Here is a 26811-nt window from a genome sequence, read left to right on the forward strand (position 1 = left end):
TCCCGGCGCGCGTCAGCCGAGCGCGGCGAGGAGGATCGCGAAGGCGGGCGTCGTCGGATCGACGAGCGCCATGTGGTCGGCGTCGGCGAGCTCGTGCAGCTGCACGGCGGGGTGCCGGTCGGCGTATCGGCGGCTGTAGGCGTCGGGGACGTCCTCGTCGAGTACGCCGTGGATCAGCGTGGTCGGCTGCGGCGGCGCGGGCAGCTGCGCGGGGTCGGCGCCCGGGAGCAGCGCGAGGTCGCCGCCGAGGAGCTCCCCCACGGCGTCGTCGCTGAGGCGGTCGGCGGAGGCGGCGGCCAGGTCGAGCACGCCCGCCAGTGCCACCACAGCGGCGACGTGCGGCGACGGACGGGCGGCCTGCGACCAGACGGCGAGGTGGCCGCCGGCAGAGTGGCCGACGAGGGCGACCGGTCCGGCGCCGGGCAGCAGTGCCGGGAGCGCCGCGAGCACGGCCAGGACGTCGTCGCCGGTGCCCGGCCAGCCGCCTCCCGGGTCGCCCGTGCGCCGGTACTCGGGGAGGAGCACATCGTGCCCGCGGTCGGCCAGTGCCGCCGCGAGCGGCCGGGCGTGCCGCCGGTCCCACCGCGCCCGCCAGAACCCGCCGTGCACGAGCACGACCGGCCGGCGCGCCTCGCCGGGCGCCCCGCGGAAGACGTCCGCGATCTGCTCCGGAGCCTCCCCGTACCGGCGCACCTCGTCCGGCTCGCGCCCCTCCGACTGCTGCATCCCCCCAGTACCTCCCCGCGAGACGCCACGTCGGTGCGCCCGGCACGGCGTGTCGCGTACCGGAACGGCATCCCGCGGAGAGGGAGGGGACCGCGTCAGGACTCGAACCAGCCCCGGGGGTGGTGGTCGGCCGTGAGGGGCGTGCGCGGCCGGGTCGGGCGGGCCCAGCGGACGGCGTTCGCCAGCACGCGCCGGATGTCCGGGTGGTGGTAGACGGGGTAGTCCTGGTCGCCGGGCGAGAAGTAGAAGACCCTCCCGAGGCCGCGGGTGTAGGTCACGCCGGAGCGGAACACCTCGCCGCCGGTGAACGTCGACAGGAACACCGTCTCCTCCGGCACCGGGATGTCGAAGTACTCGCCGTACATCTCCTGCTCGGGGATGATCAGCGGGCTGGGCACGCCCTCGGCGATCGGATGCGTGGGTGCGATCGTCCAGACGAGCTCGCGGTCGCGGTCGTTGCGCCACTTCAGCGAGCAGGTCGTGCCCATGAGCGCCTTGAAGATCGACGAGTAGTGGCCCGAGTGCAGGACCAGGATCCCCATCCCCTCCTGCACGTGCCGCAGGACCCGCTGGACGACCTCCTCCGACACCTCCTCGTGCGCGATGTGCCCCCACCACAGCAGCACGTCCGTCGTCGCGAGCGCCTCCTCGGTGAGCCCGTGCTCGGGCTCGGGGAGCGTCGCGGTGCGCACCGAGACGGCGTCGCCGAGCGACTCCGCGAGTCCGTCCGCGATGACGCGGTGGATGCCGTCCGGGTAGTGGCGCAGCACGGTCTCGTCGCCGCGGGTCTCGTGGCGGAACTCGTTCCAGACGAGGACCTCGATCGGGGCGCTCATGCGACCGCCACCTCCTGCTTCTCGGCGGCGGAGCGGTAGATCGCGTCGACCACCCGGCTGCGGTGCAGCGCGTACTCGCCGTAGTGGCCGGAGTAGCGGGGGCCGCCCGCGGGCGCGTCGGCTCCCGAGGCGATGGCCTCCAGGAACTCGGCGATGACCGAGCGGTGGTGTCCGGCGGGGACCTTCACGTCGGGGTGCGAGACGGTCGGCGCTCCGGCGACCTCGGAGTAGAGCGTCAGAGTCCCCTCCGTGGCGTAGTCGGCGATGTGGAGGCGCGCGCCCCCGGCCGAGCCGAGCAGCTCGACCTCGATGTCCTCGTCGACCTTCGAGTAGCTCGCCCAGGAGGCGTCGAGCTGGAGCGAGCGGCCGTTGACGAGGCGCAGCAGGGCGCTCGAGAAGTCCTCCACCTCGAACGCGTGCGTGCCGGTGGCGGCGACGCCGTGCGGGCGCCCTCCGCGGCCGGAGCGGCCGATCTCGCCGTACGCGACCGCCGAGACGCTGGTCACGCGCGGCTCGTCGAGCAGGTGCAGCGCGATGTCGAGCACGTGGGAGCCGAGGTCGATGAGCGGGCCACCGCCGGCGAGCTCCTTGCTGGTGAACCAGGAGCCGATGCCGGGGATGCCGGTGCGCCGCTGCCAGCTCGCGCGGGCGTGGTAGACGTCGCCGAGCGGCGCGTCGTCGAGGTAGTCGCGGAGGAAGGCGACGTCGGCGCGGCGGCGGTGGTTGTACGCGATCTCGAGCACCCGGTCGTTCGTGCGGGCGGCCTCGACCATCTCGGCCGCCAGCTCGGCGGTGGTGGCGAGCGGCTTCTCGCAGAAGACGTGCTTGCCGCTCTCGAGCGCGGCCACGGCGATCGGGTGGTGCAGGTGGTTCGGGACGCCGATGGAGACGACGTCGAGGTCGTCGCGGGCGACGAGGTCCTCCCAGTCGGCGTAGAGGTCGGGGACGCCGCGGGTCGCGCCGAGTTCGTGCAGGCGCGCCTCCTCCTGGCCGGCGAGCGCGACGACGCGGGCGCCGGGCAGGGACTGGAAGGCATCGAGGTGGGTGGTGCCGGCGAAGCCGAGGCCGACGACCCCCACGCGCAGCTCAGTGGTGTTCTCTGTCATGCGCCGAGCCTACTCGAATCGATTCGAGCACTCCACGGGCGGCGTGGCTTCCTGGAGCGCCGGGCAGGCCGAGCGTCAGGCCGCGAGACGCGCCTCGAGCGCGGCGAGCGACGCGCGCAGGGCCGGCGCCTCGAGGGCGTCGCCGTCGGCGGCGGCGTGCGCGGCGGCGAACGCCTGGACCTGGCGGTGCAGCTCGACGCGGGTCCCGCCGTGGGCGACGACCGCGAGCCGCTCGGCGAGGCGCACGCCGGCGCGGACGACGAGCGGCTGCTCCATCGCGTACGAGCGCAGGGCGAGGAACACGTCGGCCAGAAGCTCGCCCGCTCGAGGCCACGGGACGACCAGGCGGACGACTCCGTCGGCGTCGGAGTAGCGGCCGCGCGCCTCCGGCCGGCCGCAGAGGTCGACGAGCGCGCTGGTCAGGGCCTCGACGGCGCCGACCGCGGTGTACGGGTCGTTGGTGCCGGTCGCGAGCCCGCGGACTCCGATCTCGACCACCTGCTGGACGGCGTAGCGGAGGTCCTGGTGCGGGGTGCGCGCGTCGGCGACGACGACCGCGGCGACCGCCTCCTCCTGGGCGACGGACCCCTCCAGGACCTCGAGCACCGGGTCGCCGACGAGGACGTGGTCGCCGGGCAGCGCGAGCACCCAGAGCCGCGCGTCGCCGCGGCGGGCCAGGGCGACCAGCCGCTCGACCTCGAGCTGCTCGACGTAGCCCCCGCGCACCGCACACAGCACGACCGGCTCGCGCCCCGCCGGCGGCAGGGCCTCCTCCGCGAGCAGGGCCTCCTCCACGTCCACCGGCTCCTCACCGTCCTCCGGATGCAGTCGCTCGATCACGTCGACGAGCTCGCCGAGCACCCGCTGCTGCAGCGTCGTCACCTGCACCGACAGCGCGATGTGGTGGATGAAGTAGACGAGCACCGCGACGTCACCCACCGCGAGCAGCACCGAGAACGAGACGGCCACCACCGGCACGAACGTCAGCGACGCGTCCTCCTCGGTGTGCACCGCGCGCAGCACGATCAGCGAGTACAGGAACGTGGACGTGAGCACCGCCAGGACGACCTGGTTGCCGCGGTCGGCCATGAAGTTGCGGACCAGCCGGGGCCCGTAGGCGGAGGACGTGGTCGCCAGCACCGAGATCGTGATCGAGAACGAGGTCGCGGCGACGCCCAGCATCGTCCCGCCGATCGCCGAGAGGATCGCCCGGCCGCCGGTCGGCGACAGGTCCTCGATCAGGGGGATGTCGCTGACGCCGGCGCGGACCAGCAGATGGTCGACCTCGACCAGCCCCAGCGCCAGCCCGACGGCGAGGACGCCGAACAGGGCCGGGAGGAACCAGAAGGATTCGCGGAGGTGGAGGAGCCGGGAGCGCATCCTCGAAGGCTAGAGCGGCGCCTCCTCGCGGGCTGCGCCGCCGCGGAGGCTTGCGCGCCGGGCCGGGACGTGCCGCGGTGCCTGCCGCCAAGGCGACGTCGCGTCAGGGCCGTCCGCACTGCGGGGGCGTCGTCGCGACGGACGCCGGACGCACCGGAGGCGCCGACCCCCGGGGATCGGCGCCTCCACGGGGCGTCAGGTGACGTTGATGAGCGTGCGCTGCCAGCCGGAGGATCCGTCGGGCGCGACCGGCGCGCGGTCCTCGATCTGGACCATGCCGTTCTTGTCGACCGCGCGGACCGCGACGTAGTGCGAGCCGGGCTGGGCGTCCCAGTCGACGAACCACTGCACCCAGGTGTCGAGGTTGACCGGGGTCGAGAGCGTCGCCTCCTGCCAGTCGCCGTTGTCGATGCTCACCTCGACCTTCTCGATGCCGATGCTCTGCGCCCAGGCGACGCCCGCGATCTTGAGAGCGCCCGAGGTGACGGGGACGCCGATCCGCGGGGTGTCGATCCGCGAGGACATCTTGATGGGGGCCTCGGCGGAGTAGCCGCGCGGGGTCCAGTAGGCCTGGTCGGCCTCGAAGGTGGTGACCTTGAGCTCGGTGAGCCACTTGGTGGCCGAGACGTAGCCGTAGAGGCCGGGCACGATCATCCGCACCGGGAAGCCGTGCTCGAACGGGAGGGGCTCGCCGTTCATGCCGACGGCGAGGATCGCGTCGAGGTTCTCGTCCGTGACCGCGGTGATCGGGGTGGACGCCGTGTAGCCGTCGCTGCTGGTGGAGAGGAGCATGTCGGCTCCGCTCTGCACGCCGGCCATCTTCAGCACGTCGCGCAGGGGGACGCCGAGCCACTTGGCGTTGCCGACGAGGTTGCCGCCGACCTGGTTCGAGACGCAGGTGAGGGTGATGCCGTACTCGTCGAGGCCCATGTCGAAGATCTGCTGGAGGTTCAGCGTCACCTCGCGGTCGACCATGCCGGTGATCTTCAGCGACCAGGCCGACGGGTCCAGGTTGGGCACGGTGAGGGCGGTGTCGACGCGGTAGAAGTCGGCGTTCGGCGTGTAGAGCGGCGTGATGCCCTCGATGTCGAGCTCGGCGCCCGCGGGGACCGAGACGGTGCTGCGCGGGGACGGCAGGCGCAGGGCGTCGCGGACGCCGGCGAGGGAGGAGGTCGCCGCGTTGACCAGGCGGGCGCCGGTGCCGACGACGGCCGCGCCGACGGCGGAGATCAGCGCGATGCGGAAGAAGCCGCGGCGCTCGAGGGCGCCCGGACGGGCCTCGGAGGATGTTCCCCTGGCCTCCGAGGCCCGGGCCGCACGCCAGCCGCGCAGGCGCGTGAAGAGGAGGTGCATGACGACGACGGCGACGACGAGTCCGACCAGCGTGGGCACCGCGGCGAGCGGCGACGCTCCGGTGCGGGTCACGATGGCGGCGATCGAGAGGCCGCCGGCGATCACGAGCAGCACCTGGCCGAGCGGCGGGCGGACCAGCTGGAGCACTCCGGCGATCGCGGCGGCGACGACGACCGCGGCGCCCACGCTGCCGAGCAGGAAGGTCTTGTCGTTCTCGCCGAACGTCTCGATCGCGAACTCCTTGAGCGGGCGCGGGACGATGTCGACGATGAAGGCGCCGAGCGCGAGCACGGGGCTCGCGGTGCGGGCGACCGCGAGGGCGATGAGCTCGGCGACGGCGAGGAGGACTCCGCCCGTGACGATGCCCGCGAGGGCGGCGAGCAGGAAGTAGAGAGCTCGATGCTCGCGCACGGGTGCCGCTGTCTGGTTCATGGAGGAGAGTTTTCTCCCGCGACCTGCCGTTTCCCAGGGTGTCCCTGGTTTGGTCGTGTAGGCGCCTTTTTCATAACGAACAGGTAACGCACAGCGGCGGCATCTCGACGGGATCACCTCTCGCTCGGCCCGCCGCCGGGCCTCACCGCGCGCGACGCCCCCGCCGGAGGACCGCCGCGTTCGCGGTGACGATGAGGGCGATGCCGATCCATCCGGCCGCGCCGACGTCTTGCCCGAGCACGACCGCGCCGATGAGGGCGGCCAGGACGGGGTTGGCGCTCATGAGCGTCCCGAACACGCTCGCCGGGAGCCTCCGGAGCGCGATCACGTCGGCCACGAACGGGACGGCCGTCGCCAGGACGCCGGCGCCGACCGCCAGGAGCACGGTGCCCGCGTCGGGGCGGGTCGAGACGAGCGTCCAGACGGCGACGGGCAGGAAGACGGCGGCGGAGATCCCGGTCGCCGTGGCGGTCCCCTGCGCTCCGGGCAGACGGAGTCCGATGATCCGGTTGAGCAGGATGTACGCGGCCCAGCAGCACGCGGCCGCGAGACCGAGCGCGATCCCCACCTGGTCGGACGATGGCCTCGGCCCGGCGATCGCGACGACGCCTGCTCCGGCGACGAGGGCGCAGAGCGCGCTGGTCCTGCTCCGGGAGCCGAGGAGCGCGACCGCCAGCGGCCCGCAGAACTCCAGGGTCACCGCCAGCCCCAGCCCGATGCGGTCGATGGCCGCGTAGAGCGTGAGGTTCATCGCTCCGAACACCACGGCGAGGAGCAGGACGGGCCACCACTGCGCGCGGGTCAGGTCGCGGATCCGCGGCCGGACGACCGGGAGGAGGATCAGCGCGGCGACGATCTGCCGGACGGCGACCACTCCGACGGATCCCAGGACCGGGAAGGCCAGAGTCCCGGAGGCCGCCCCGAGCTGATTCGAGAGGGCGCTCGCGAGGGCGGTCGCGACGCCGACGGTCCGGCCGTCGCCGGGGAGCTGCTTCGTCATTCCGGAAGTCTGCGAGCCGTCCGGCCCCGGCTCACAATGCGTCATCGGCCCGATCGATGCGGGAACCGCATGAATAGGATGCGGTCATGGAACTGGAACTGCGCCACCTCCGGTCGTTCGTCGGCGTCGTGGACGCCGGGACCTTCACCGACGCGGGGATCGACCTCGGCATCTCCCAGACGGCGGTCTCCCGCAACGTCGCGGCGCTCGAGTCCGTCCTCGGACGAAGGCTCCTCCACCGGACGACCCGCAGCGTCGAGCTCGCGCCGGCGGGCGAGCGGGTGCTGCGGCACGCCCGCCGCGTCCTGGCCGTCGTCGACGACCTTCGCGAGGAGGCGGCGGCCGGGACGGACACGATCCGGATCGGCTACGCCTGGTCGGCTCTCGGCGAGCACACCCAGGAGTTCCAGCGCCGCTGGGCCGCGGCGCTCCCCCGCCACGAGCTGCGGCTGATCCGCTCCAACACCCCCACCGCGGGGCTCGCCGAGGGCCTCAGCGATCTGGCGATCCTCCGGCGCGGATCCCCGGCTGCGGACGTCGAGTCGGCTCTGATCGGCACCGAGAAGCGCTACTGCGCGCTGTCCGCCGACGACCCGCTCGCCGCGAAGCGCACGGTCACCCTCGCCCAGGTGGCGACCGCTCCGCTGGCGCTCGACGACCGGACCGGAAGCACCCGGCTCGACCTCTGGCCCGAGCACGACCGGCCGCGGATCACCGTCCCGACGACCGACGTCGACGACTGGCTCACGGTGATCAGCAGCGGCTCCGCCCGCGGAGTGACCGCGGAATCGACGGTGAGCCAGTACCGACGGCAGGGCCTCGCCTACCGGGTCATCCGCGACGCCCCGCCGGTCCCCGTGCACGCCGCGTGGATCCGGAGCGACCCGCCGCCCGTCCTGGGCGACGTCATCGGGCTGCTCCAGGGCCTCTACCGCACCTCCGACTGACGACGACGGCCGCCGGGGGCGATCCCCGGCGGCCGTCGTCGTCACGTCACTTGCAGGTGAGAGCGGAGTACGCGGCCTGCTTCGTGGTGGTCACCGATGCTCCGTCCACGGTCGCCGTCGCGGTCACCGTCGCCGAGCCCGCGGCCACCGAGGCGGCGCGGGTGGTGAAGGCGTGCGAGGCGCTCGACCCGGGAGCGATCCCGGTGAACGCCTTCGAGCCCCAGGCGGAGCTGAGGATGATCCCCGCCGGGACCTTCGCATCGTTCCGAGCGGTGACCGTCACCACGACCTTGCCCGCCACGCAGCGGCTGGTGGCCGCCACGGTCGTCGGTACCGTCGCCGCGGAGGCGCGGACGATGGAGAGGCGGTAGGTCGCTGTCGTCGTGTGGTCCTGCGCCGACGACTCGACGACCACGCTCGTCGTCCCCGAGGCCGCGAGCGGCACGGTGCGGCGGACGGTGTCGTCGATCAGCACGCCGTCGACCTTCACCAGGCCGCTGGGCACGGCCGGGTCCAGGTCGAGCGAGACGCTCGTCGTGCCGGCCGGCACCGTGAGCGTGTGGTCCCTGACCCCGGCGGCGAGAGCCGGCGAGAGCGTCCCGACGTCGGAGGAGAGCTTCGTCAGCTCCGGGTCCGCAGCGTAGGTGGTCGACTCGGTCGTGTAGACCCCGAAGACACCGCCGACGTAGCTGGATCCGGTGCCCTGGAAGCGCACCGTGACGACGGGGATCTTCTGCCCCTTCGCGTCGAGCACGTACTTCCCGCTCTGGTCGCGCTTGTAGCTGTCCTTCGCGGCGAGACCGCTGAGGATCGACGCCGGGATCCGGTCGTACTGGACGTACCAGCTCGTCGCTCCGGCCGCTCCCGAGACCACCTCGGTCTTGAGCTTCACGTCGTTGAGGTAGACGTCGAAGGTGCGTCCCGCGTCGCCGCCGTAGTAGCGGACCCCGAGGTAGTTCGCCGGCAGAGCCGGGTCGACGATCATGTCGTACTGGAAGTACGCCTCCGCCGAGCGCTCGCCGTCGCGGTACCCCTCGCCGCGCCAGGTCCCCACCGAGGACCGCGCGGTCTTGTAGTTCTTGTCGGCCTCGCTGTTGTTGTTGTCGAAGGAGGTGAGGGAGTCGATCGTCGTCTCGTCGACGCGCAGCTGCTCCTTCTGCGTCCGGATCAGCTCCTGGGCCGCGGCCGAGTCGGGCTCGATCAAGGTCATGTAGGTCGCGTAGCGGGCGTTGTAGAGGCTGTAGTACGGAGTGAACACCCGGGCGGCGGACGCGGCGTCGACGTTCTTCATGCCGAAGCGCATCGTCGTGCGGCCGTTGCCGTCCGCGCCGTCGGGCAGGCGGACCAGGTTGCCGCGGACCGCGGACTTCCAGGCCGCGGAGTCCGCGACGACGACGTTCGAGTTCACGGACTTGTCGGCCGTGCCCATGCGCACCAGGACGCCGGCGACGTAGGACGCCTCGACGTTCGAGCGGTTGAGCTCGGTCGCCAGCAGCACCGGTCCGTAGCGGAACGCGGTCCAGTCGGGGTTCTCCGTGTCCGCGACCGCGCTGACCGCGGCGGGCAGCTTCCAGGTCAGCACGTCACCGGCGGCGACGGCGACCGAGACGTATCCGGCCTGGGCCGTGACGGCACGGACGGCACCGTTCACGGTGAGCGTCGGCGCTCCGTCGATCCAGGACGGCACGCGCAGCTTGAGGGTCGTGTCCGCGGCCACGGCTCCTCCGGCCAGCGCTTCGACCCTCAGGGTCGCCGTGTCCGTGCTCGGGATGTCCGCCGTCTGGGTCAGCCGGAGGTTGTTCGCGGAGGAGCGGAGGACCGAGGAGCGGAACTGGTTCACGAAGACGGTCTTCGGCTTCTCGAAGTAGATCGAGTCGCCGAGCTTGGTGAAGCTCTCGATACCCGAGCCGTGGTCGCACCAGAACTCGTCGAGCTCGTGCCCGAAGACCTTGGCGTAGCCCGCGGTCTGCGGCTGGAAGTAGGTCACCATGCCGGTGTCCGGGTTCTGCACCGAGAGGACGCCGTTGATGAACGTCTCCTCGTAGAAGTCGGCGTACTTCACGTCCTCGGTCACCTGGAACAGCGCCCGGGTGAGCTTGAGCATGTTGTAGATGTTGCAGCCCTCGGAGGTCGAGTTCTCGCCGTAGCCGGTGGTCTGGCCGTTCGTGGCGTACTCGTACAGGGTGCCGGGTGCGTGGAAGTGCTCGGACTGGCTGTTGCCGCCGTTGGCGTAGGTGTGGGTCTCGTCGACCATGCGCCAGAAGTTCTCGGCGGCACGGCGGTACATGTCGAGATCCGACTTCTCCGCGGCGGTGAGCGTGGCGTAGAGCGCCGGGTCGTCGGTGAAGACGCGGTAGCGCTTCAGCGCGCCGATCAGCTTCGGGACGGTCGTGTTCGCGTGCAGCCCGTTGAGGACGTCCTCGTTGTTCGCGAGCTTCTGGAACAGCGCGGTCTCGTCGAAGTACTCGGCCGCGCGCTTGTGGGCCGGGTCGTGCGTGGTCTCGTACAGGCGGTAGAGCGCCTCGTTCATTCCGCCGTACTCCGTGTTCAGGAGCTGCCCGGGGTTGGCCTGGCGGCCCGCCCAGGCGGTGATCCAGCTGCCGAAGCCGCCGGCGACGGTGAGCGCCTTCTGCGAGACGGCGTCGGGCGCCTGGTCGTGGGCGTCGAGGAGGCCTGCGAGCACCTTGTGCAGGTTGTAGAAGGGGACGAGCAGGCCGTCGCCGCCCGAGGGGAGGTAGCGGGTCGGGAACGGCGAGACGTAGCCGGCGTTCGCGGGGTCCTTCAGCGCGTAGGCGTCCTGGACCTTCTTCAGACCGTCGATGGAAGCGGTGAGCTTCGCGAGCAGAGCCGCCTTGGTGGCCGCGTCCTCCTCGGTCGCGTAGGCCTGCGAGAGCGCCGAGAGGTAGTGGCCGAAGAAGTGGCCCTGGAACCGGGTGCCGTTCTCGCGCTCCCAACCCCCGTATCCGCCGCTGGTGGTCGGCGTGAGCCCGGCCTCGCGGTAGAAGGAGTAGAGGAACATCTCGGGGTCGAGGCTCAGCAGGTACTCGACGGTCTGCTGCTCCCCGTTCTCGAGGTAGGGGTCCTGCACGGAGACGTCGGACAGGCCGGCCTCCAGAAGGTAGTTCGACGTCTTCACTCCCCGGGGCTGCACCTGGAGAGTGTAGGTCTTCGTGACCGCGGTGCTGCCCCCGTAGGTGGCGGAGCCGGTGAGGACGACCTGCGTCGCGGAGCCGGTGGGCGGCGTGACCGCGGCCGTGCCTCCGCTGATCGCGACGGTCGCCGGGTCGGAGGAGGTCCAGCTGAGGGCGGACCCCTTCGCGCCGACGGTGGGCAGGGTGAAGCCGGTGCTGGTGCTCGCGCGCGGGGCGACCAGCTCGAGGTCGGCCCGTGCGATGCTCGCGGGGTCGAAGGAGGGGTTGCCGGCCTTCGTCAGGGCGACGACGTCGGTGGTGGTCGCGACGCCGTTGTAGAGCGCGTAGTCGTCGAGCAGGCCGCGCAGGTGCGCGCCGTTGTACTGGGGGCCGTTGAAGCCGAGGGTCTTCGTCGAGGTGCTCTCGGAGCCGAGGACGCCGGATGCGGAGGAGGACGGCGCGGTCTTGACGACGGCGGTCTGCTTCACCCCGTTGCGGTAGAAGGCGACGGCCTTGGTGCTCTTGTCGTACGTGGCGACCACGTGCGTCCACTCCCCCGCGGGGAAGAAGCCGGAGCGCGCGGTCTCGACGGCGACCTTGTACGGCTGACCGCCGGACGGGCCGATCGAGAGCGCGAGCGGGGTGCCGTCGCCCTCGGAGGTGAGGTACCAGCCGTCGGAGTTGTAGGCGGTCTTGTTCCAGGTGAAGACCTGCTCACCGGTCATCGCGCTGGTCGGCTTGTACCAGAACGAGACGGTGAGGTCGGCGGGCTGCAGCGCCGCCGCAGTGCCGAGCGAGATCGCGTTCGATCCGGTGAACTCGAACGCCCGGCCGTTCAGGCCGGTGCCGTAGGAGGCGGTGCCCTTCTGCATCCCGAGGGCGGTCCCGCGACCGCTGGTGTCGGCGAGCGACCCGTCGAACGGGAGCTCGAGCACCTTCGCGGCGTCGAGCGAGGTGGTGGGGGCGGCCTGAGCCGTGGGGCCGACCGACAGGAGACCCGCCGTCAGCGCCATCACCGCCACGGTGGCCAGGGGGAGTCGTCGTCGCATTCGTGAGGCCTCTCGTCGTTGAGAAATCCGGCCCAGGGGGGCGGGCCGCCTCGAATGTTACCGTTAACAACTGTTTTCGGTGAGGTTTCGGTGAGAGGACTGACAGGGTCCTCGGGTGCTCAGCGGCGCCGGTCCAGAGCCGCCCGGAGGTACGGAGCGGTGCGGCTGCCCGCGGCCTCGGCGACCTCCTCCGGAGTGCCCGTCGCGACCACCGAGCCGCCGGCCCGGCCCGCTCCCGGGCCGAGGTCCACGACCCAGTCCGCGTCGGCGACGACGCGCATGTCGTGCTCGACGACGATCACCGTGTTGCCCGCGTCGACCAGGTGCTGCAGGTGCTCGAGCAGGCGGTCGGCGTCGGCGGGGTGCAGGCCCGACGTCGGCTCGTCGAGCAGGTAGAGCGTGTCCCCGCGTTGGGCGCGACGCAGCTCCGAGGCGAGCTTCACCCGCTGCGCCTCTCCCCCGGACAGCTCGGGCGCCGGCTGGCCGAGCGAGACGTAGCCGAGCCCCACGTCCACCAGCGCGTCGAGGTGGCGGGCGACCTCGCGGTCCTCGGCGAAGGCCTCGCGCGCATCGGCGACGCTCAGCGCGAGGACGTCGGCGATCGTCCGGCCGCCCAGGGTGACCTCGAGGGTCTCGTCGTTGTACCGGGTGCCGCCGCACGCCGTGCAGGGCGCCTCGACGGTCGGGAGGAACAGCAGCTCCACCTCCACGGAGCCCTCGCCCTTGCAGACGGGGCAGCGCCCGCTGGGCAGGTTGAAGGAGAAGCGGCTCGCCGAGAAGCGGCGGCGCTTCGCCTCCGGTGTGGCCGCGAAGAGCGTCCGCACCCGGTCGAACAGGCCCGTGTAGGTCGCGACGTTCGAGCGCGAGGTCCGGCCGATCGGGGTCTGGGTCACCTGCACCACCCGGCGCAGGCGGTCCGCGGGCCCGGAGGCGGTGCCGCGGGTCGCCGCCGCGGCCGCGTCGAGCAGCGGGTCCGCCTCCCCACCCTCCCCCGCGGGCGCGTCCTCGGCGACGTCGGCGCGGAGCGAGGCGCGCAGCAGATCGGGCAGCGCCTGGTTCACGAGCGTCGACTTGCCCGATCCGGAGACACCGGTGACCGCGGTGAGCACCCCGACCGGGAACGCGACCGAGAGGTCGTCGAGGGTGTGCCGCGAGACTCCGGCGAGCTCGATCCACTGCTCCGCGGTGCGGCGGGAGCGCAGCGGCGCCGGGTCGCCCTCGGGGAAGAGGTAGCGGCGGGTGACGGAGTCGCGGGCGCCCGGCAGGCCGTCGAGCGGGCCGGAGTAGACGACGGTGCCGCCCCCCGACCCCGCGCCCGGGCCGATGTCGACGATCCAGTCGGCCTCGCGGATGACGTCGAGGGAGTGCTCGACGAAGAAGACGGTGTTGCCGGTCGCCCGCAGGGTCCGCAGGATGCCGAGCAGCGCCTCCGTGTCGGCGGGGTGCAGGCCCGTGGACGGCTCGTCGAGCACGAAGACGACGCCGAAGAGGCGCGAGAGCACCTGCGTCGCGAGGCGCATCCGCTGGAGCTCCCCCGAGGAGAGTGTCGGCGTGGAGCGGTCGAGCGAGAGGTGGCCGAGGCCCAGGTCGACGATCGGCGCGAGGCGGGCGACGAGGTCCTCGACCAGCCGCTGCGCGGCCAGGCGGGTCTGCGGAGCGCCGTCGGCCGGGGTCCAGCCGGGCTCCAGCACGCGCCGCGCGACGACGACCAGCTCCTCGAGCGGGAGCGCCGACAGCTCGGTGATGTCGAGCCCCTCGAAGGTGACGGCGAGCGCGTCGGGCTTCAGCCTCCGGCCGCCGCACACCGGGCAGGCGACGCTGACGACGAACGAGGCCGCGCGCTCGCGCATCCGGGCGCTCTTCGAGCCGGCGAAGGTGTCGAGCACGTAGCGGCGCACCCCGAGGAACGTGCTCATGTAGCGCGGCTCGTCCCCGGCGGCCACGGAGGCGCGCACCTCCGCGGGCGAGCGGTCGGTCCACACGGGAACCTGCGGGGAGTCAGGAGTGTGCAGGATCCAGTCGCGGTCCTCCGCGGGCAGGTCGCGCCACGGAGCGTCGATGTCGTGTCCGAGCGAGATCAGGCTGTCGCGCAGCTGCTTGCCGTGCCAGGCGGTCGGCCAGGCGGCGAGCGCCCCGTCGCGGATCGAGAGGGAGTCGTCCGGCACCATCAGCTCGTCGGGGACGTCGTAGACCCGGCCGATGCCGTGGCAGCTGGGGCACGCGCCCTGCACGGTGTTGGCCGAGAAGTCCTCTGCGAGCAGCATCGGCGCGCCCTCGGGGTAGGCGCCGATGCGCGAGAACACCATCCGCACCACGCTCGAGAGCGTCGTCGCACTGCCGACCGTGGAGCGGGCCGAGCCTCCGGAGCGCCGCTGCGGGAGGGCGACGGCCGGCGGCAGGCCCTCGATCGAGTCGACGTCCGGCACGCCGACCTGGTCGATCAGCCGCCGCGCGTAGGGGGCGACCGACTCGAAGTAGCGGCGCTGCGCCTCCGCGTAGAGCGTGCCGAAGGCGAGCGAGCTCTTGCCCGATCCGGAGACCCCCGTGAAGGCGACGAGGGCGTCGCGCGGCACGTCGACGTCGATGCTCCGGAGGTTGTTCTCGCGGGCGCCGCGCACGCGGACGTGGTCGAGGGGGTCGGTGGTTCCAGGCGCGCTCATCCGTACAGCCTGCCGTGCCGGGATGTGGGGCGGCCGCCGCGGAGCTCCGAGGCGCTCGACGCCGAGACGGCCCGCTCCCGGCCGAGGCACCGCGGTGGGGCGGTGTCTCGGCGGGGGCGGGCCGTCTCGGCGTCAGCGGCGCGCGTGCGTCAGCAGGTGCGCGCCGGGTAGGCCGCGGTCAGGGCGCCCGCGGTGAGCGAGGCGGCCGGGACCGAGGCCTGACGGGTGGTGAAGGCGGCCGAGGCGCTGGCGCCGGGGGCGGCGGTCAGCGTCTGCGAGGCGCCGAACGGCGAGCGGATGACGACCGAGAGGGGCGTCGTGCCCGTGTTCTTCACCACTCCGGTGACGACGACCTTGCCCGCGACGCAGCGGGTGGACGCGGTGAGCGTCGAGGTCGGTGCCGTCACCACCACGGTCGCGGTGACCGTGACGGCCGTGGAGCTCGAGAGCCGACGGTCGGCGGCGTTGTAGGCCGTCGATCCGTTCGCGCCCACCCACTGGTTGTCGTTCGCACCGATCGTGCGGACGACTCCGGTGACGGAGTAGCGGCCGGGCGCCGTCGCCACCGCGGAGGTGTTCCAGGTGACCGGCTGCGAGGCGGTGCCCCGGTTGTAGGCGAGCACGACGTCGGCGCGGGCGGGCAGAGCCGCCGCGGCGTCGGTGCCGGAGGCGACCGTCACCTCGCCGAGGTCCGAGCGGACCGCGGAGGCGGCGTCGGCCGAGCGGACCTCGGCGTACTGCCCCGCGGTCAGCGAGACGATGCCGCCGTGCTTGGTCGACGAGGCGAGCGAGAAGCCCGGGTCGGTGAGCTGGGTCCAGCCCGTGTCGAGGTCGTTCGTCACCATCGGCTTGTAGCCGGTCGCGGGGATCACGTCGACGTACAGGTACCAGGTGTCCTCGCCGTGGTCCTTGAACACCGCGGGGCCCTCGACCCCGCCGGGGTTGCCGCCGGACCACACCGCGCCGATGCGCGACTGGATCTGCGTCCACGAGGTCGTCGGCAGCCACCAGGTCGCCGAGGTGGTCGACTCCATGTAGATGCCCTTGCCGGTGCCGTTGTCCTTCGAGATCCGGTAGGTCGTGCCGGAGTCCTGGATCAGCGTGGTGTCGATCGTGTCGGCCCCGGTGTCGATGAAGGTGCCGCCGTACGAGTAGGTGGCCTGCGTGAAGTCCGTGGTCGCTCCCCAGAGCACGCGGGAGGATCCGGTGCCCGGCGTGTGCGCCGCGGTCGGGTAGACCGTCGAGGACCAGTAGACGACGAACGCGCCCTTGCCGGGTCCCGCGTAGTCCGGCACCCACGTGGCCTCGGGAGCCCACATCATGCCGGCCTCGAGCTTCTTCGTCCCCGCGGCGTCGAGCGCCACGTCGAACTGGCGGACGTCGCTCCACGACACGAGGTCGCTCGACTCCCAGACGTTCATCTTCGTGCTGCCCTTGGTGGTCCAGTAGCACCAGGTGTCGCAGGTGCTGGGGCCCCGGTCGCCGCCGAAGACGCGGAGGTCCGTGGCGATGATGTAGTACTTCTTCGTGTCGGGGTTGTAGGTCAGGTACGGGTCGCGGACACCGGTGGTGCCGAGGTCGGAGGCCAGGATCGGCTTCGCGCCGTTGAGCGGGTCCCACTTCTCCGGGTCGTCGCCGCGGGAGACGTCGAGGTAGATCTTCTCGGCGTAGCCCTGGGAGTCCTCGACGAAGTGGACCATCAGGTAGCCGTAGGGGGTGTCGACGCCGACCTGCGGCTCGACCGTCACGGCGATCGAGCGGGTCTGCACGATTCCGCGGATCGACGCCGTCGCGGTGAGCGACGAGGTGCGCGCGGCCTGGCCCACGGCGGGGCGGTCGGCGCTGAGTGTGCGGCCGTCGGCCGAGACGCGCAGGGTCGGGTCGCTGGAGGACCAGGTCACCGCTCCCCCGTAGTCGGGCAGGTTCGTGGTCGAGTCGTCGACGGTGAGCGGGGCGACCCCGGCCAGCACGGCGGCGGCGATCGGGGAGAACGTGGAGGCGTGAGGCTTCGCGTCGACGCTCGACACGGCCACCACCTCCGCCCCGGTGAGCGCGCGGTCGTAGACGCGGAACGCCGAGACCTCGCCCGTGTAGAACGGGTCGGGGTACGGTGCTCGGCCGATCGTGTTCAGCGACTGGTCCGCCACCGACGAGGGGCGCAGAGCGGTGGGCGCCGAGGCGACCTGGACGCCGTCGACGAAGAACGAGATCGTGCCGGCGCTGCCGTCGATCACCGAGGTGAGGCTGTACCAGCGGTCGGCGGTCAGGGCGGAGGCGCTGCGGGCGTTGTTCTCGCCGTTCCCTCCGCTGGTCGTGATCGCGGTGCGCACCCGGTCGCGGACGGACGCGAACCAGTACTGGTTCGTGCTGTCGCTGCCGATGTTCCACAGGAAGTGGAAGTTCGAGAGCATCGACGCGTCGGCGCGGGTCTCGATCGTGACGGTGGCCGACGAGCGGCCGGTCAGCAGGTTCGCGGGCAGCTGCACCCAGGGGGCCGTGGTGCTGCTCTTGGGGCCGCCGGTGAGGCGGAGCGACGTGCCGGTCCAGAGCGCGTCGGTCGCGTTGCGGACGGTGGCGGCTCCCACGCCTCCGCTCACGGTGTTCGGGACCGTGCTGCCGGTGGTCTGCGTGAACCGGTAGTCGGCGAGGAGGCCCTGCTGCGGGATCACGGCATCGGCCGCCTGCGCGGCCGGAGCCGGGGCGACGAGGCCCGAGAGCAGCACTGCTCCGAGGCCGAGCGCGGCGAGCGCTGCGCGCAGCGGCGCTCGCCGCGCGGGTGTGGTGGTGGGGGGCATGGTGCTCCTTCAGTGGAGTGGTGCGGTTCGGGGAGGGGGAGAGGATCTCGGGGTGCCGAGCCCTGCTGGGTCGAGCAGCGCCGTCAGGGGCGTGTCGGAGCCTGTGTGCGGAGCACGAAGGGCTCGATACGCCGCCGGGCGGCTGCTCGACCGGCAGGGAGGGGCAGCTGCTCGACCGGCACGAGGGATCAGCCGCCGGGGTTCGTGTCGGTGTACCCGGTGGTCGGGGCGGTGGTGCCGAGTGCCGCGAGGGTGGGCGCCTTCCGCATCACGACGGGGTTGCCCTGGCTGTCGCGACCATGGAGCAGTCGCCGTCGTGGAACTCGATCGCGGGGTCGGCGGTGTCCGGCGCGATCGGGTCGGTGGAGGTCGGCTTGTCGAGGGCGACGGCCGGGGAGGCGGCGGTGAAGGGCAGCGGAGCCACCGCGGCGAGGAGGATCAGCAGCCCGGCCGTGTGGCGGCGCCGGAGCCCCGCGGATCGGGGGAGCTCGGCGTCGACGGGCGTCGATGCGGTCGTCATCGTGACTCCATCGTCAGGGGCGGCGTGGGGCCCGGAGGCGCACCGTGAGCGGCGCGCCCCCGGGGGCGGGGGGGCTGCGGAGAGGCGCCGGAGGGCGCCAACAGGAGAGGCCCGGTGGACCTCGGAGAAGAACTCGCCGTGACTCGCAGGATCCGGCGCGACCTCCACCTCGAGGCCTCCGACGCCGCCAGCTGCACGGTTTGTTCACGGTAACAGGGCGTCTGCGCAAACTCAACGGCCCCCGTGAGCGGGGGTGGCATCACTTCACGGCGCCTGCGGTCCGCGCGGTCGCTTTCGTCACGGAGGAAGGATCCGCGGCGCCCCGTGGAACGGCGCAGGCGACGTGGGCCGGATCGGACGTTCGTCGTGAGTCGTGATCAGCACCGCCGTCCCGAGCCGCCGTCCTCTTTCTTCCACCGCCGCTCGCGCCTCCGCCGCCGCTGTCAAGAGGGGAGAGACGGTCCGCGCCCCTCGCCTAGGGTGCCGGGATGCACCGCACCCGGACGTCCCGCGCCGCCCTCGCCTGGCGGGAGGCGGTCACCGGCTCGCGCCTCATGCTCGCTCTCAAGACGGCGCTGGCGGTCGGCATCGCCTGGGCCGTCGCGCCGCTCGCTCCCGGAGTCGCGGAGCAGTACCCGTACTACGCGCCGCTCGGCGCCCTCGTCAGCATGTACCCGACCTTGATGGGCTCGGTCCGCACCGGACTGCAGACCCTGCTCGGGCTCGCGGCGGGGATCGGCCTCGCCGCCCTCGTGGTCGTCACCGTCGGACCGACCTGGTGGACGATCCCGCTCGTCGTCGGGATCGGCGTGGTCCTCTCGGGGACGGGGTGGTTCGGCGCGGGCCGCGAGTACGTGCCGATGGCGGCCCTCTTCGTGCTCATCATCGGCGGGGCCGACGCCGAGGACTACTCCCTCGGCTACCTCGTGCAGATGGCGGTGGGCGTGGTGGTGGGGCTGCTGGTGAACGTGGTCGTCGCCCCCGGGCTCACCGTCGAGGCGGCGTCCGCCCGGGTCGACGCGTTCCAGCGCGAGCTCGCGGAGCACCTGCGCCAGCTGGCTGCCGCGCTCGAGGAGACGTGGCCGCCCGAGCACGAGGCGTGGGCGCGCAACGGCGAGGAGCTGGCCCGGACGGCGGAGGAGGTCCGCGCGGCCCTCGCGGACGCGGACGAGAGCCGCAAGGGCAACCCGCGCGCGCTGCTGCACCGGCGCGACTCCCGGCCCGACCACCTCCGCCTCGAGACGCTCGACGCGATCCTCTTCCACGTCCGCGATCTGAGCGGCGCCCTCGCGGACACCATCTGGGAGCGGCCGGGCGCGCTCCCGTTCGATCCGGCGCTCGGGCCGCCGCTGAGCGAGGCCTGCCGGGCGGTCGCTGACGCGATCGACCGCGACGACCGGGGCTCTCCCGCGACCCACCGGGCGATCGGAGGCGCGGCCCGTGCGATCCGGCACCTCGTGCAGGTCGTCGACGAGCGGACCGCCGCGACCTCCCGGACCCTCGGTCCCGGTGTCCTCGCGGCCATGCACCTCCGCCGCGTCCTGGTGCGCCTGCAGCACGACGGCGCGGAGCCGCAGGAGGAGTGAGGTCTGGCGCCTCCCGCCTCATACTGATATGGTGATGGGACATCAGGAGGACGGGGACGACGTGGAGCGGACGGTGACGACGACGAGCCTCCGTGGTCGCACGCCTGAGCGGGTGACCACGGAGGCTCGTCTGGCCTTCGGGCAGGCGCTACTCGCAGACGAAGAAGGCGACCTCCACGTAGCCCATCGTCTGCGAACGGGTGTCGACGTCGGAGTTCTCGACGGTCACGCCGGACGCGGCGAAGCTGCTGCCTCCTGCGCCCGTCGACGCGTTGGCCGCGTAGGAGCCGCCACCCCGCACCCACAGGGAGGTGCCGCCGCCGGCACCGCCGAAGTAGCCGCCGCCGCCACCACCGGACGCATAGGTCACCTGGCGGCTCGCGTTCGTCCTGGCTGCGCCGGCACCGCCGTCGCGCCCGGAGCCCGGGCTGCCGAGAACCGACTCGGACACGTTCACCGTCGTCACACCGGGCTGCCCCGGCCCGGTCTGGCTTCCGCCCGTGCTCGGGGCCTGCTCCGTGGAGCCGGTGCTGCTGTCCGCGCGCGAGACGGCGCTGTCGTAGCCGGAGCCGCCGACGGGACCGCCGGACCCCGCGTTCGGCCCGACGCGGGCGGACCGGGTGAAGTCGTTCGAGGTGAAGCCGGCTGCGCTACCGCCGCCGCCGCCCGCGATGACGAGCAGGGAGCCCGCGGCGGTGATCCCGCTGGCCCCGCCCCCTCCTCCGGAGCCGATGTAGCCCGGAGTGCCCGGAGCCCCGCCGTTGCCGAGCCCCCGGCCGCCGGCCTGGTTGCTGCCGCCCGAGCCCGCGGTGATGACGATCTCGGACGCTCCGCCGAGCGCGTCGACGGGGATGGTGCCCGTCACCCGCGCACCGGCGCTGGTGACGTCCGACCCGGTGCGGACGCCGCCGCCGTCTCCGCCGACCGCCGTGAAGCGGACCCACTGGGTTCCCGCGGGCACGGGGATCGTCCGGGCCGCGAGCGCGGTGGTCGAGGTGGCGTCGATGCGCTGCGCGTCCTGCAGGGCGCACTGGGGGGCGGTCGAGGCCGACGCCATCGGAGCGGCGATCGAGGCGGCCACAACAGGAATCGCCCATGCGGCGCCCTTCACCACGGTTCGGCGCTGGGTCAGACGATCGGGGGCGCCGCTCGGCGTGCTGGTGTCTTCGTTCTGCATCGGAGTCCTTCTGTCATCGTGCACCCCTGGGTATCGGGGGCAGAGTCGGGTGAGAGGCGCGGGAGGATGCCCGTGCCGCTCCGACAGAGTCGCCTGCTCCGCGACGGGGCACGCCGCTCGAGGCCGCTCTGGCGCGAACCTGCCCTGAGGCGGCGCGCCGCGCCTCCCGCGCCTCATCCTCAGCAGCTTCTCCGCACCGCCGACCAGTCGTGCACGACGTCGCAGATGCCCCGTCGGACTCGCCGATACGGACCCTCCGAGCGGGCGGCCCGACTCGCGAGCACCCTGGACCGAGCGGCCCGGAGAGCCCGCGACGGGCGAGCGCAGCACCCGACGTCAGTCCGGCGCCGGCCCGCGACGGCCGAACGGGCAGCCCGGCGTCAACCCGGCGTCACGCCCCGACGGCCGAACGGCCAGCCCGGCATCAGCCCGGCGTCAGCCCGGCGTCAGCCCGCGTCGGCGAGCAGCGCCTCGCGGTCGAGCCGCTTCGCGTAGCAGCGCGCGCTCGGCTCGTCGCCCCAGTAGCCGTAGCCCGCGATCGGGTCGTAGCCGGCGCTCGCGTAGAGCGCCATCGCCTCCGGCTGCTCCGTGCCGGTGACCAGTCGGAGCAGCTCCACGCCCTCGCGGGCCGCCAGCCGCTCGACGCCGGCGAGCAGCACGCGGCTGAGCCCGCGGCCCCGCGCGGCGCTCACCACGAACATCCGCTTGATCTCGCCGATCCCGTCCTCGACCGCGAGCGCCACGCAGCCGACGAGCCCGCCGTCGACCTCGAGCAGCAGGGTCGGAGCGTCGGCGGGAGGGCGCGGACCGGTGTCGTCGCCGCCGTAGCGGGCGAGGAGGTCGGCCTCCTGCAGGGCGAAGAGGTCCGTGGCGGCCGGGTCTCCGGCCGTGGTCTCGATCAGGCGGTGCACGGCACGATGCTACGGCGCGGCGGCGAGCCCCGCGGCGATCCCGGTCAGCTGCTCGAGCACGGCCCGCACGGCCGAGCGCTCCAGCGTCTCGGGCCGGGCGAGGCAGTCGATGTGGCGGCCTAGCCCCGGGATCCCGAGCGGCCGCAGCACCACCTCCGGCGTGCGCCGCAGGTCGGTCGTGTACCGCGGCAGCAGCGCCACGCCGTCGCCCGCCGACACGACCGCCGCCGCGACCAGGAAGTCGTTGATCCGGTGCGGGATGCGCGCGTCGCCGCCCGCGAGGACCGCGATGGCGTCGATCGCCCGCTCCAGGGGGAAGCCCTCGTGCACCGCGACCCACTCCTCGTCGCGGAGGTCGGCGGGGCGGACGACGTCCTTCGCGGCGAGCGGATGGTCGCGCCGCAGCGCGAGGTCGAGCGGCTCGAAGAGGAGGGGCGTGGAGCGCACGGTCCCGGGCCACTCGGCGCTGCCGGCGAGCCGGTGCGCGACGACCAGGTCGTGATCCGCGGTCAGCCCGGCGAAGGCGCTCTGCGCCACGTCGAAGTCGGCGAGCGCGACGCCCGGCCGACCCGGTGCGCGCAGCGCCTCCAGCAGCGGGCCGAACATCGCCAGCCCCGCGCTGTGGAACGCGGCGACCGAGACCGTGCCGCTCGGCTCCCCCTCGAAGTCCGCGACCGCCCGGGCCGCGCGCTCGAGCGCCACCTCCACCTCGACCACGGCCGCCGCGAGAGCGCGGCCGGCGGGGGTCAGCGCGGTCCGGCGCCCGTCGCGGAAGGTCAGGGCCGTCGGAGTGCGGCGCTGCAGCGCGCTGATCTGCTGCGAGACGGAGGAGGGGGACACCCGCATCGCGGCGGCGACGGCGGCGATGCTCCCGCGCTCGCCGAGCTCCCGCAGAGCCCTGAGCTGTCCGAGTTCCATGAGTTCCAACTTACGCGTCGGCGAAGAAGATGCAGTCTTGTCCTTCGGGTCTCCGTGCCGCCACGATGAGCCGTGCACGCTCTCCTCTCCCGCTTCCGGGTCGACCTCCTCCTGCTCGTGGTCGCCGCCTCCTGGGGCTCGACCTACTTCGCGGCGAAGGAGCTCGTCACCGACTCGAGCGTGATGGCGCTGCTCGGCTCGCGGATGACCCTCGCCGCCCTGTGCCTGGCCGTGATCGTCGCGGCGCGGCGGCACCGGATCACCGCGGCGGAGTGGCGGGTCGGCGTGACCATCGGGGCGCTGCTCGCGACGATCTTCGCGCTCGAGACCTACGGCATCGCCGGCACCTCCGCCACCAACGCGGGCCTCATCATCAGCCTGACGATCGTGATCACGCCGATCCTCGACTCCGCCGTCTCGAAGCGCCGACTCCCGGGCCGCTTCCTGCTCGCATGCCTCGTCGCGGTCGTCGGGGTCGCGCTGCTCGCGGGCAACGGCTCCCTCCGCCCGCTCTCCCCCGGCGACCTGCTGATCCTCGGCGCCGCCGTCGTGCGGGCCGTGCACGTCACGTCGATGCACCGCCTCTCGGCGCGGGCGCCGATGGACTCCCTCCGCCTGACCACGGTGCAGCTCGGCACCTGCGCCGTCGTCTTCAGCGCCGCGTCGCTCGTCGTCGGCGTGCCGATCCCCGAGTACGTCGCGGGGCTCGACCCCGTGGGCACCGGCCTGTTCCTCTACCTCGTCCTGGTCTGCACCGTCTTCGGCTTCCTCGTGCAGACGTGGGCGGTCCGCCGCACCTCCCCCTCCCGCGTCAGCCTCCTGCTGGGCACCGAGCCGGTGTGGGCCGCGGTCGTCGGAGTCGCGCTCGCCCGCGACCCGATCGCGCCGGTCGGCTTCCTCGGCATCGCGCTGATCCTCGCGGGCACGGCCTGGGGCCGCTCCCTCGAGCAGCGGACGACGCCCGACGTGCCGACCGCGGCGGCCGCTCCGGAGGCTCTGCTCGCCCTCGAACCGGAGGACGAGCAACGGCGTCCCGTCGAGCGGTAGCCGGGTCAAGGGACTCGCGTGCGGCGTCCCGATGTGGGGGAATCGGGTCGGGAGGCGTCCGCCGCGGGCGCCGCCGGAGGAGGATCCATGTCGCTCAGCGTGCTGTTCATCGGCGGGACGGGCATCATCAGCGCCGCCTGCGTCCGCGAGGCGCTGCGGCTCGGCCACGACGTGACCGTGCTGAACCGGGGGCGGACGTCGCTCCGCCCGCTGCCCGAGGGCGTCCGCGAGGTGCAGGCCGACGGCCGCGACCGCGACTCCGTCACCGCCGCCCTCGGCGACAAGACCTTCGACGCCGTGATCGACTTCGTCGCCTTCACGCCCGAGCACGTGCAGCAGGACATCGACCTGTTCGCCGGCCGCACGGGCCAGTACGTCTTCATCAGCTCGGCCTCGGCCTACCAGAAGCCGCCGCGCAGCCTCCCGGTCACCGAGTCGACTCCGCTCCGGAACCCCTACTGGCAGTACTCCCGCGACAAGATCGCGTGCGAGGACCTACTCGTGGCCGAGTACCGCGCGAGCGGCTTCCCGGTCACGATCGTCCGCCCCTCGCACACCTACGACCGCACCGCGCTGCCCGTCGACGGAGGCTGGACCGTCGTCGACCGGATGCGCCGCGGCCAGGAGGTGGTCGTCCTCGGCGACGGCACCTCGCTCTGGACGCTCACGCACGCCGACGACGTCGCTGTCGGCCTGGTCGGTCTTCTCGGCGCCTCCGCCGCGATCGGCGAGGCCTTCCACATCACCGGCGACGAGACGCCGACCTGGGACGAGATCCACCGCGACCTCGCCGCGGCGGCCGGAGTCGAGCCGCGCCTCGTGCACGTCGCCTCCGACGCGATCGCCGCGGCCGACCCCGAGCTCGGTGCCGGGATCGTCGGCGACAAGGCGCACTCGATGGTGTTCGACAACGCGAAGATCCGCCGCCTCGTCCCGGCCTACTCCCCCTCGGTGCGCTTCAGCGACGGCGCCCGCGAGATCGTGGAGTGGTACGACGCCGACGAGTCGCGCCGCGTGGTCGACGAGCGGATGAACGGCCTGTTCGACGCGCTGATCGAGCGGTACCGGCCGCGCCCGCTGTGAGGGTCGGGCGGAGGGGTGCGCGAGTCCGCCGGCTCCGCCCCTCCCGGCCGCTGCACCCCGCTCGGCTCCTCCACCTGCGCCGGCGCCCCCGCTCAGCCGATCGGCTCGAGCCGCACCAGGAACCCGCCCGGCACTCCCGGCTGCAGCTCCTGGTACTCGGACGGCACGCGGTAGGAGCCCTCGCCGACCGCGGTCACGGTGAAGGCGACGTCCGTGCGCGTGCCTGCGAGGAAGACGGTGTAGACGTCGGTGCCGTCCTCGGCGGTGCGCTTCCCGGCCGCCGCGCCGACCCAGCGGTGCCCGCCCGGATCGGCCGTCGCCGTCTCCCCGAGGGTCGCGTCGATCGCGGCCGGGTCGACGCCCACGGTGCGGATCCCGTCCTGGCACTCGCGCCAGACGCCCGTGAATCCCGGGTCGGGGTCGGAGTAGCAGAACATCATCGACCCGTCGGGCGCGACGTGCAGGTCGCCGTATCCGCCGACCACCGGCCCGGAGACGGGGGCGGCCGTGGGCCCGGTCGTCGGCTCGGGGTCGGCCGGCGCGGTGCACCCGGCGAGCGCGAGGACGAGCACCGCCACCGCTCCCGCTCGCCACCTCATGTGCGCAACCTACTGGAGCCGCGCCCCCGCCCGTCCGTGTGCCGAGCCGGGAGTCCGCCGGGAGCCGGCCCGCCCTCAGACCAGCCGGCGGCCGCTGAAGCGGTCGACGGGGGCGTCGTGGCGCATCGCCCGCTCGTACATCCGCCGGAACGGCTCGGTGAGCACGCCGTTCGTGCGGTCCAGCGAGTCCTGCCAGGCCACGATCTCCCCCAGCTGCGCGGCGAGATCCGCGCGGAGGGCCGCCTCGTCGACGGTGGTCGAGACGCCCTTCGAGACGACGATCCGGCCCGCGACGATCACGGTGTCGATCGACGAGCCGTTCTCGGAGTAGACGAGCTGGTTCTCGAGCCGCTGGCGCGGGGTGAAGTTCAGCGTCTCGAGGTCGTAGACGACGAGGTCGGCCTGCTTGCCGACCTCGATGCTGCCGGTGACGCCGTCGAGCACGGCGCTGCGCGCGCCTCCGATCGTTCCGGCCGTGAGCACCTCGGACACGGTCGGCCAGGTGGCGATGTCCGGATCCGTGACCTTGTGCAGGAGCGCCGCGGCCTTCACGACGTCGAGCATGCGCGGCGAGTCGCTGCTCGAGCAGCCGTCGGTGCCGAGGCCGAGGTTCACGCCCGCGTCGTGCAGCGCGCGCCACGGGGCGATGCCCGAGCCGAGCTTGAGGTTCGAGATCGGGTTGTGCGAGACGGACGTGCCGGCGGCGGCGATCCGCTCCATGTCGGAGTCGGTGAGCCAGATCCCGTGGGCGAAGGTCGTGTTCGGCGAGAGCGCGCCGATCCGCTCCATGTACTCGACCAGGGTCGAGCCGTAGGACAGCTCGCCGGTCACCAGCTGCGTCTTCGTCTCGAGGACGTGGATGTGGCACTCCGCCCCGTGCTCGAGCGCCAGCTCCGTCGCCCCCACGAGCAGCTCGGGCCCGCACCGCTGAGGAGCGGACGGGGCGACCATGTAGCGCAGCCGCCCGCCTCCCCTCCCGTGCTGGGTCGCGAACGCCTCGCGGCTGAAGGCGAGGTAGCCCTCCGTCGTCGGGCGCGACGCCGACCGCGCCTGGTCGAGGATCTCCGCGGGCACGTACTCCTCGAGGAACGGCATCGTCTCGTGGAAGGGCCTGCTGATCACGTGGCCCGAGATGTTGGCGCGGACTCCGATCTCGTCGTACGCGTCGAAGACCGCGGCGAGCTGCTCCGCGTCCTGGTCCGGGTTCTCGAGCACGTCGTCGACCAGGGTCGTGACCCCGGCCTTCAGCGATTCGAGGGCGAAGAGCGACGAGCGCAGCCGCACCAGATCCGGAGCGACGCGGCTGTTCCCGAGGATCGGATACGACAGCAGCATCCACAGCTCGAGCGGCAGATTGTCGTAGCGGCCCTTGTAGAGGTACTCCCACGAGTGGGTGTGGGCGTTGACGAAGCCGGGGATGGCCAGGCGGTCGCGCCCGTCGATCACCTCGTCGCCCGGCTCGGGGACGAGGCCCGGGCCGATCGCGACGATCAGCTCGTCGACGATGCGGATGCTCGCCGTGATCGGGACGGCGCCCGAGACCGGGTCCATGGTG

General features: G+C 73.0%; 19 protein-coding genes. 4 read left to right on the forward strand and 15 right to left on the reverse strand.

The features are described 5' to 3' along the window. Positions 1–12: 12 nt before the first annotated feature. The 6 genes from C5C71_RS07420 to C5C71_RS07445 all read right to left on the reverse strand — a co-directional run bounded on the left by C5C71_RS07420 (position 13) and on the right by C5C71_RS07445 (position 6833). A complete protein-coding gene (locus C5C71_RS07420) occupies positions 13–726 on the reverse strand; it encodes an alpha/beta hydrolase (RefSeq protein WP_104337431.1) in 714 nt (237 codons plus the stop codon). A gap of 95 nt (positions 727–821) precedes the next feature. Continuing rightward, on the reverse strand, positions 822–1562 hold the full coding sequence (locus C5C71_RS07425) for a ThuA domain-containing protein (RefSeq protein WP_104337432.1): 741 nt from the start codon (positions 1560–1562) through the stop codon (positions 822–824). Further along, a complete protein-coding gene (locus C5C71_RS07430; RefSeq protein ID WP_104337433.1) occupies positions 1559–2668 on the reverse strand; it encodes a Gfo/Idh/MocA family protein in 1110 nt (369 codons plus the stop codon). Before C5C71_RS07430 ends, C5C71_RS07425 begins: the two co-directional genes overlap by 4 nt. Positions 2669–2743: 75 nt before the next feature. After that, complete coding sequence (locus C5C71_RS07435) at positions 2744–4048, reverse strand: DUF2254 domain-containing protein (protein ID WP_104337434.1); 1305 nt, start codon at positions 4046–4048, stop codon at positions 2744–2746. 195 nt (positions 4049–4243) lie between these two features. Then, positions 4244–5833, reverse strand: a complete 1590-nt coding sequence (locus tag C5C71_RS07440) for a molybdopterin-dependent oxidoreductase (RefSeq protein ID WP_104226578.1) — start codon at positions 5831–5833, stop codon at positions 4244–4246. Between the two features lie 142 nt (positions 5834–5975). Further along, entirely contained in the window at positions 5976–6833 is an 858-nt protein-coding gene (locus tag C5C71_RS07445) for a DMT family transporter (RefSeq protein ID WP_104269307.1), read from the reverse strand. A gap of 86 nt (positions 6834–6919) precedes the next feature. Between C5C71_RS07445 and C5C71_RS07450 the strand changes: the two genes are divergently transcribed. Further along, positions 6920–7780: a LysR family transcriptional regulator gene (locus C5C71_RS07450; protein ID WP_104309269.1), complete on the forward strand. Its 861-nt coding sequence runs from the start codon at positions 6920–6922 to the stop codon at positions 7778–7780. A gap of 46 nt (positions 7781–7826) precedes the next feature. Here C5C71_RS07450 and C5C71_RS07455 read toward each other — a convergent pair whose 3' ends face one another. From C5C71_RS07455 to C5C71_RS07470, 4 genes are all read right to left on the reverse strand, one after another. After that, a complete protein-coding gene (locus C5C71_RS07455) occupies positions 7827–11960 on the reverse strand; it encodes a beta-L-arabinofuranosidase domain-containing protein (RefSeq protein WP_104337435.1) in 4134 nt (1377 codons plus the stop codon). A gap of 119 nt (positions 11961–12079) precedes the next feature. Continuing rightward, complete coding sequence (locus C5C71_RS07460; protein WP_104315716.1) at positions 12080–14620, reverse strand: excinuclease ABC subunit UvrA; 2541 nt, start codon at positions 14618–14620, stop codon at positions 12080–12082. Between the two features lie 149 nt (positions 14621–14769). Then, the gene (locus C5C71_RS07465) at positions 14770–17415 is read right to left on the reverse strand and encodes a LamG-like jellyroll fold domain-containing protein (RefSeq protein ID WP_104337436.1); all 2646 of its coding nucleotides are present in this window, start codon (positions 17413–17415) and stop codon (positions 14770–14772) included. A 268-nt stretch (positions 17416–17683) separates the two neighbouring features. Continuing rightward, a complete protein-coding gene (locus tag C5C71_RS07470; protein WP_104269303.1) occupies positions 17684–17935 on the reverse strand; it encodes a hypothetical protein in 252 nt (83 codons plus the stop codon). Between the two features lie 488 nt (positions 17936–18423). On the opposite strand from C5C71_RS07470, the gene C5C71_RS07475 reads away from it, so the two are divergent. Then, positions 18424–19521 (forward strand): aromatic acid exporter family protein, encoded by a 1098-nt coding sequence (locus C5C71_RS07475; RefSeq protein ID WP_104337437.1) that lies wholly within the window; start codon positions 18424–18426, stop codon positions 19519–19521. 148 nt (positions 19522–19669) lie between these two features. Here the strand turns inward: C5C71_RS07475 and C5C71_RS07480 are convergent, their stop codons facing one another. The 3 genes from C5C71_RS07480 to C5C71_RS07490 all read right to left on the reverse strand — a co-directional run bounded on the left by C5C71_RS07480 (position 19670) and on the right by C5C71_RS07490 (position 22527). After that, positions 19670–20698, reverse strand: coding sequence for a hypothetical protein (locus C5C71_RS07480; protein WP_146084441.1), 1029 nt, complete (start codon positions 20696–20698; stop codon positions 19670–19672). Positions 20699–21144: 446 nt separating this feature from the next. Then, positions 21145–21609, reverse strand: a complete 465-nt coding sequence (locus C5C71_RS07485) for a GNAT family N-acetyltransferase (protein WP_104226986.1) — start codon at positions 21607–21609, stop codon at positions 21145–21147. Positions 21610–21618: 9 nt separating this feature from the next. Continuing rightward, positions 21619–22527: a LysR family transcriptional regulator gene (locus tag C5C71_RS07490; protein ID WP_104222489.1), complete on the reverse strand. Its 909-nt coding sequence runs from the start codon at positions 22525–22527 to the stop codon at positions 21619–21621. 72 nt (positions 22528–22599) lie between these two features. Here C5C71_RS07490 and C5C71_RS07495 point away from each other — a divergent pair, with 72 nt between their 5' ends. Both C5C71_RS07495 and C5C71_RS07500 read left to right on the forward strand, forming a co-directional pair. Then, a complete protein-coding gene (locus C5C71_RS07495; protein ID WP_219814165.1) occupies positions 22600–23574 on the forward strand; it encodes a DMT family transporter in 975 nt (324 codons plus the stop codon). A gap of 87 nt (positions 23575–23661) precedes the next feature. Next, positions 23662–24657: an SDR family oxidoreductase gene (locus tag C5C71_RS07500; RefSeq protein ID WP_104337439.1), complete on the forward strand. Its 996-nt coding sequence runs from the start codon at positions 23662–23664 to the stop codon at positions 24655–24657. Between the two features lie 92 nt (positions 24658–24749). On the opposite strand, the gene C5C71_RS07505 is transcribed toward C5C71_RS07500, so the two are convergent. Beyond that, positions 24750–25256 (reverse strand): hypothetical protein, encoded by a 507-nt coding sequence (locus tag C5C71_RS07505; protein WP_146084442.1) that lies wholly within the window; start codon positions 25254–25256, stop codon positions 24750–24752. A gap of 75 nt (positions 25257–25331) precedes the next feature. Beyond that, positions 25332–26807, reverse strand: coding sequence for an amidohydrolase family protein (locus C5C71_RS07510; RefSeq protein ID WP_104337454.1), 1476 nt, complete (start codon positions 26805–26807; stop codon positions 25332–25334). Between the last annotated feature and the right edge of the window lie 4 nt (positions 26808–26811).

This window comes from Rathayibacter sp. AY1C1, from assembly GCF_002932105.1.
GTDB lineage: Bacteria > Actinomycetota > Actinomycetes > Actinomycetales > Microbacteriaceae > Rathayibacter.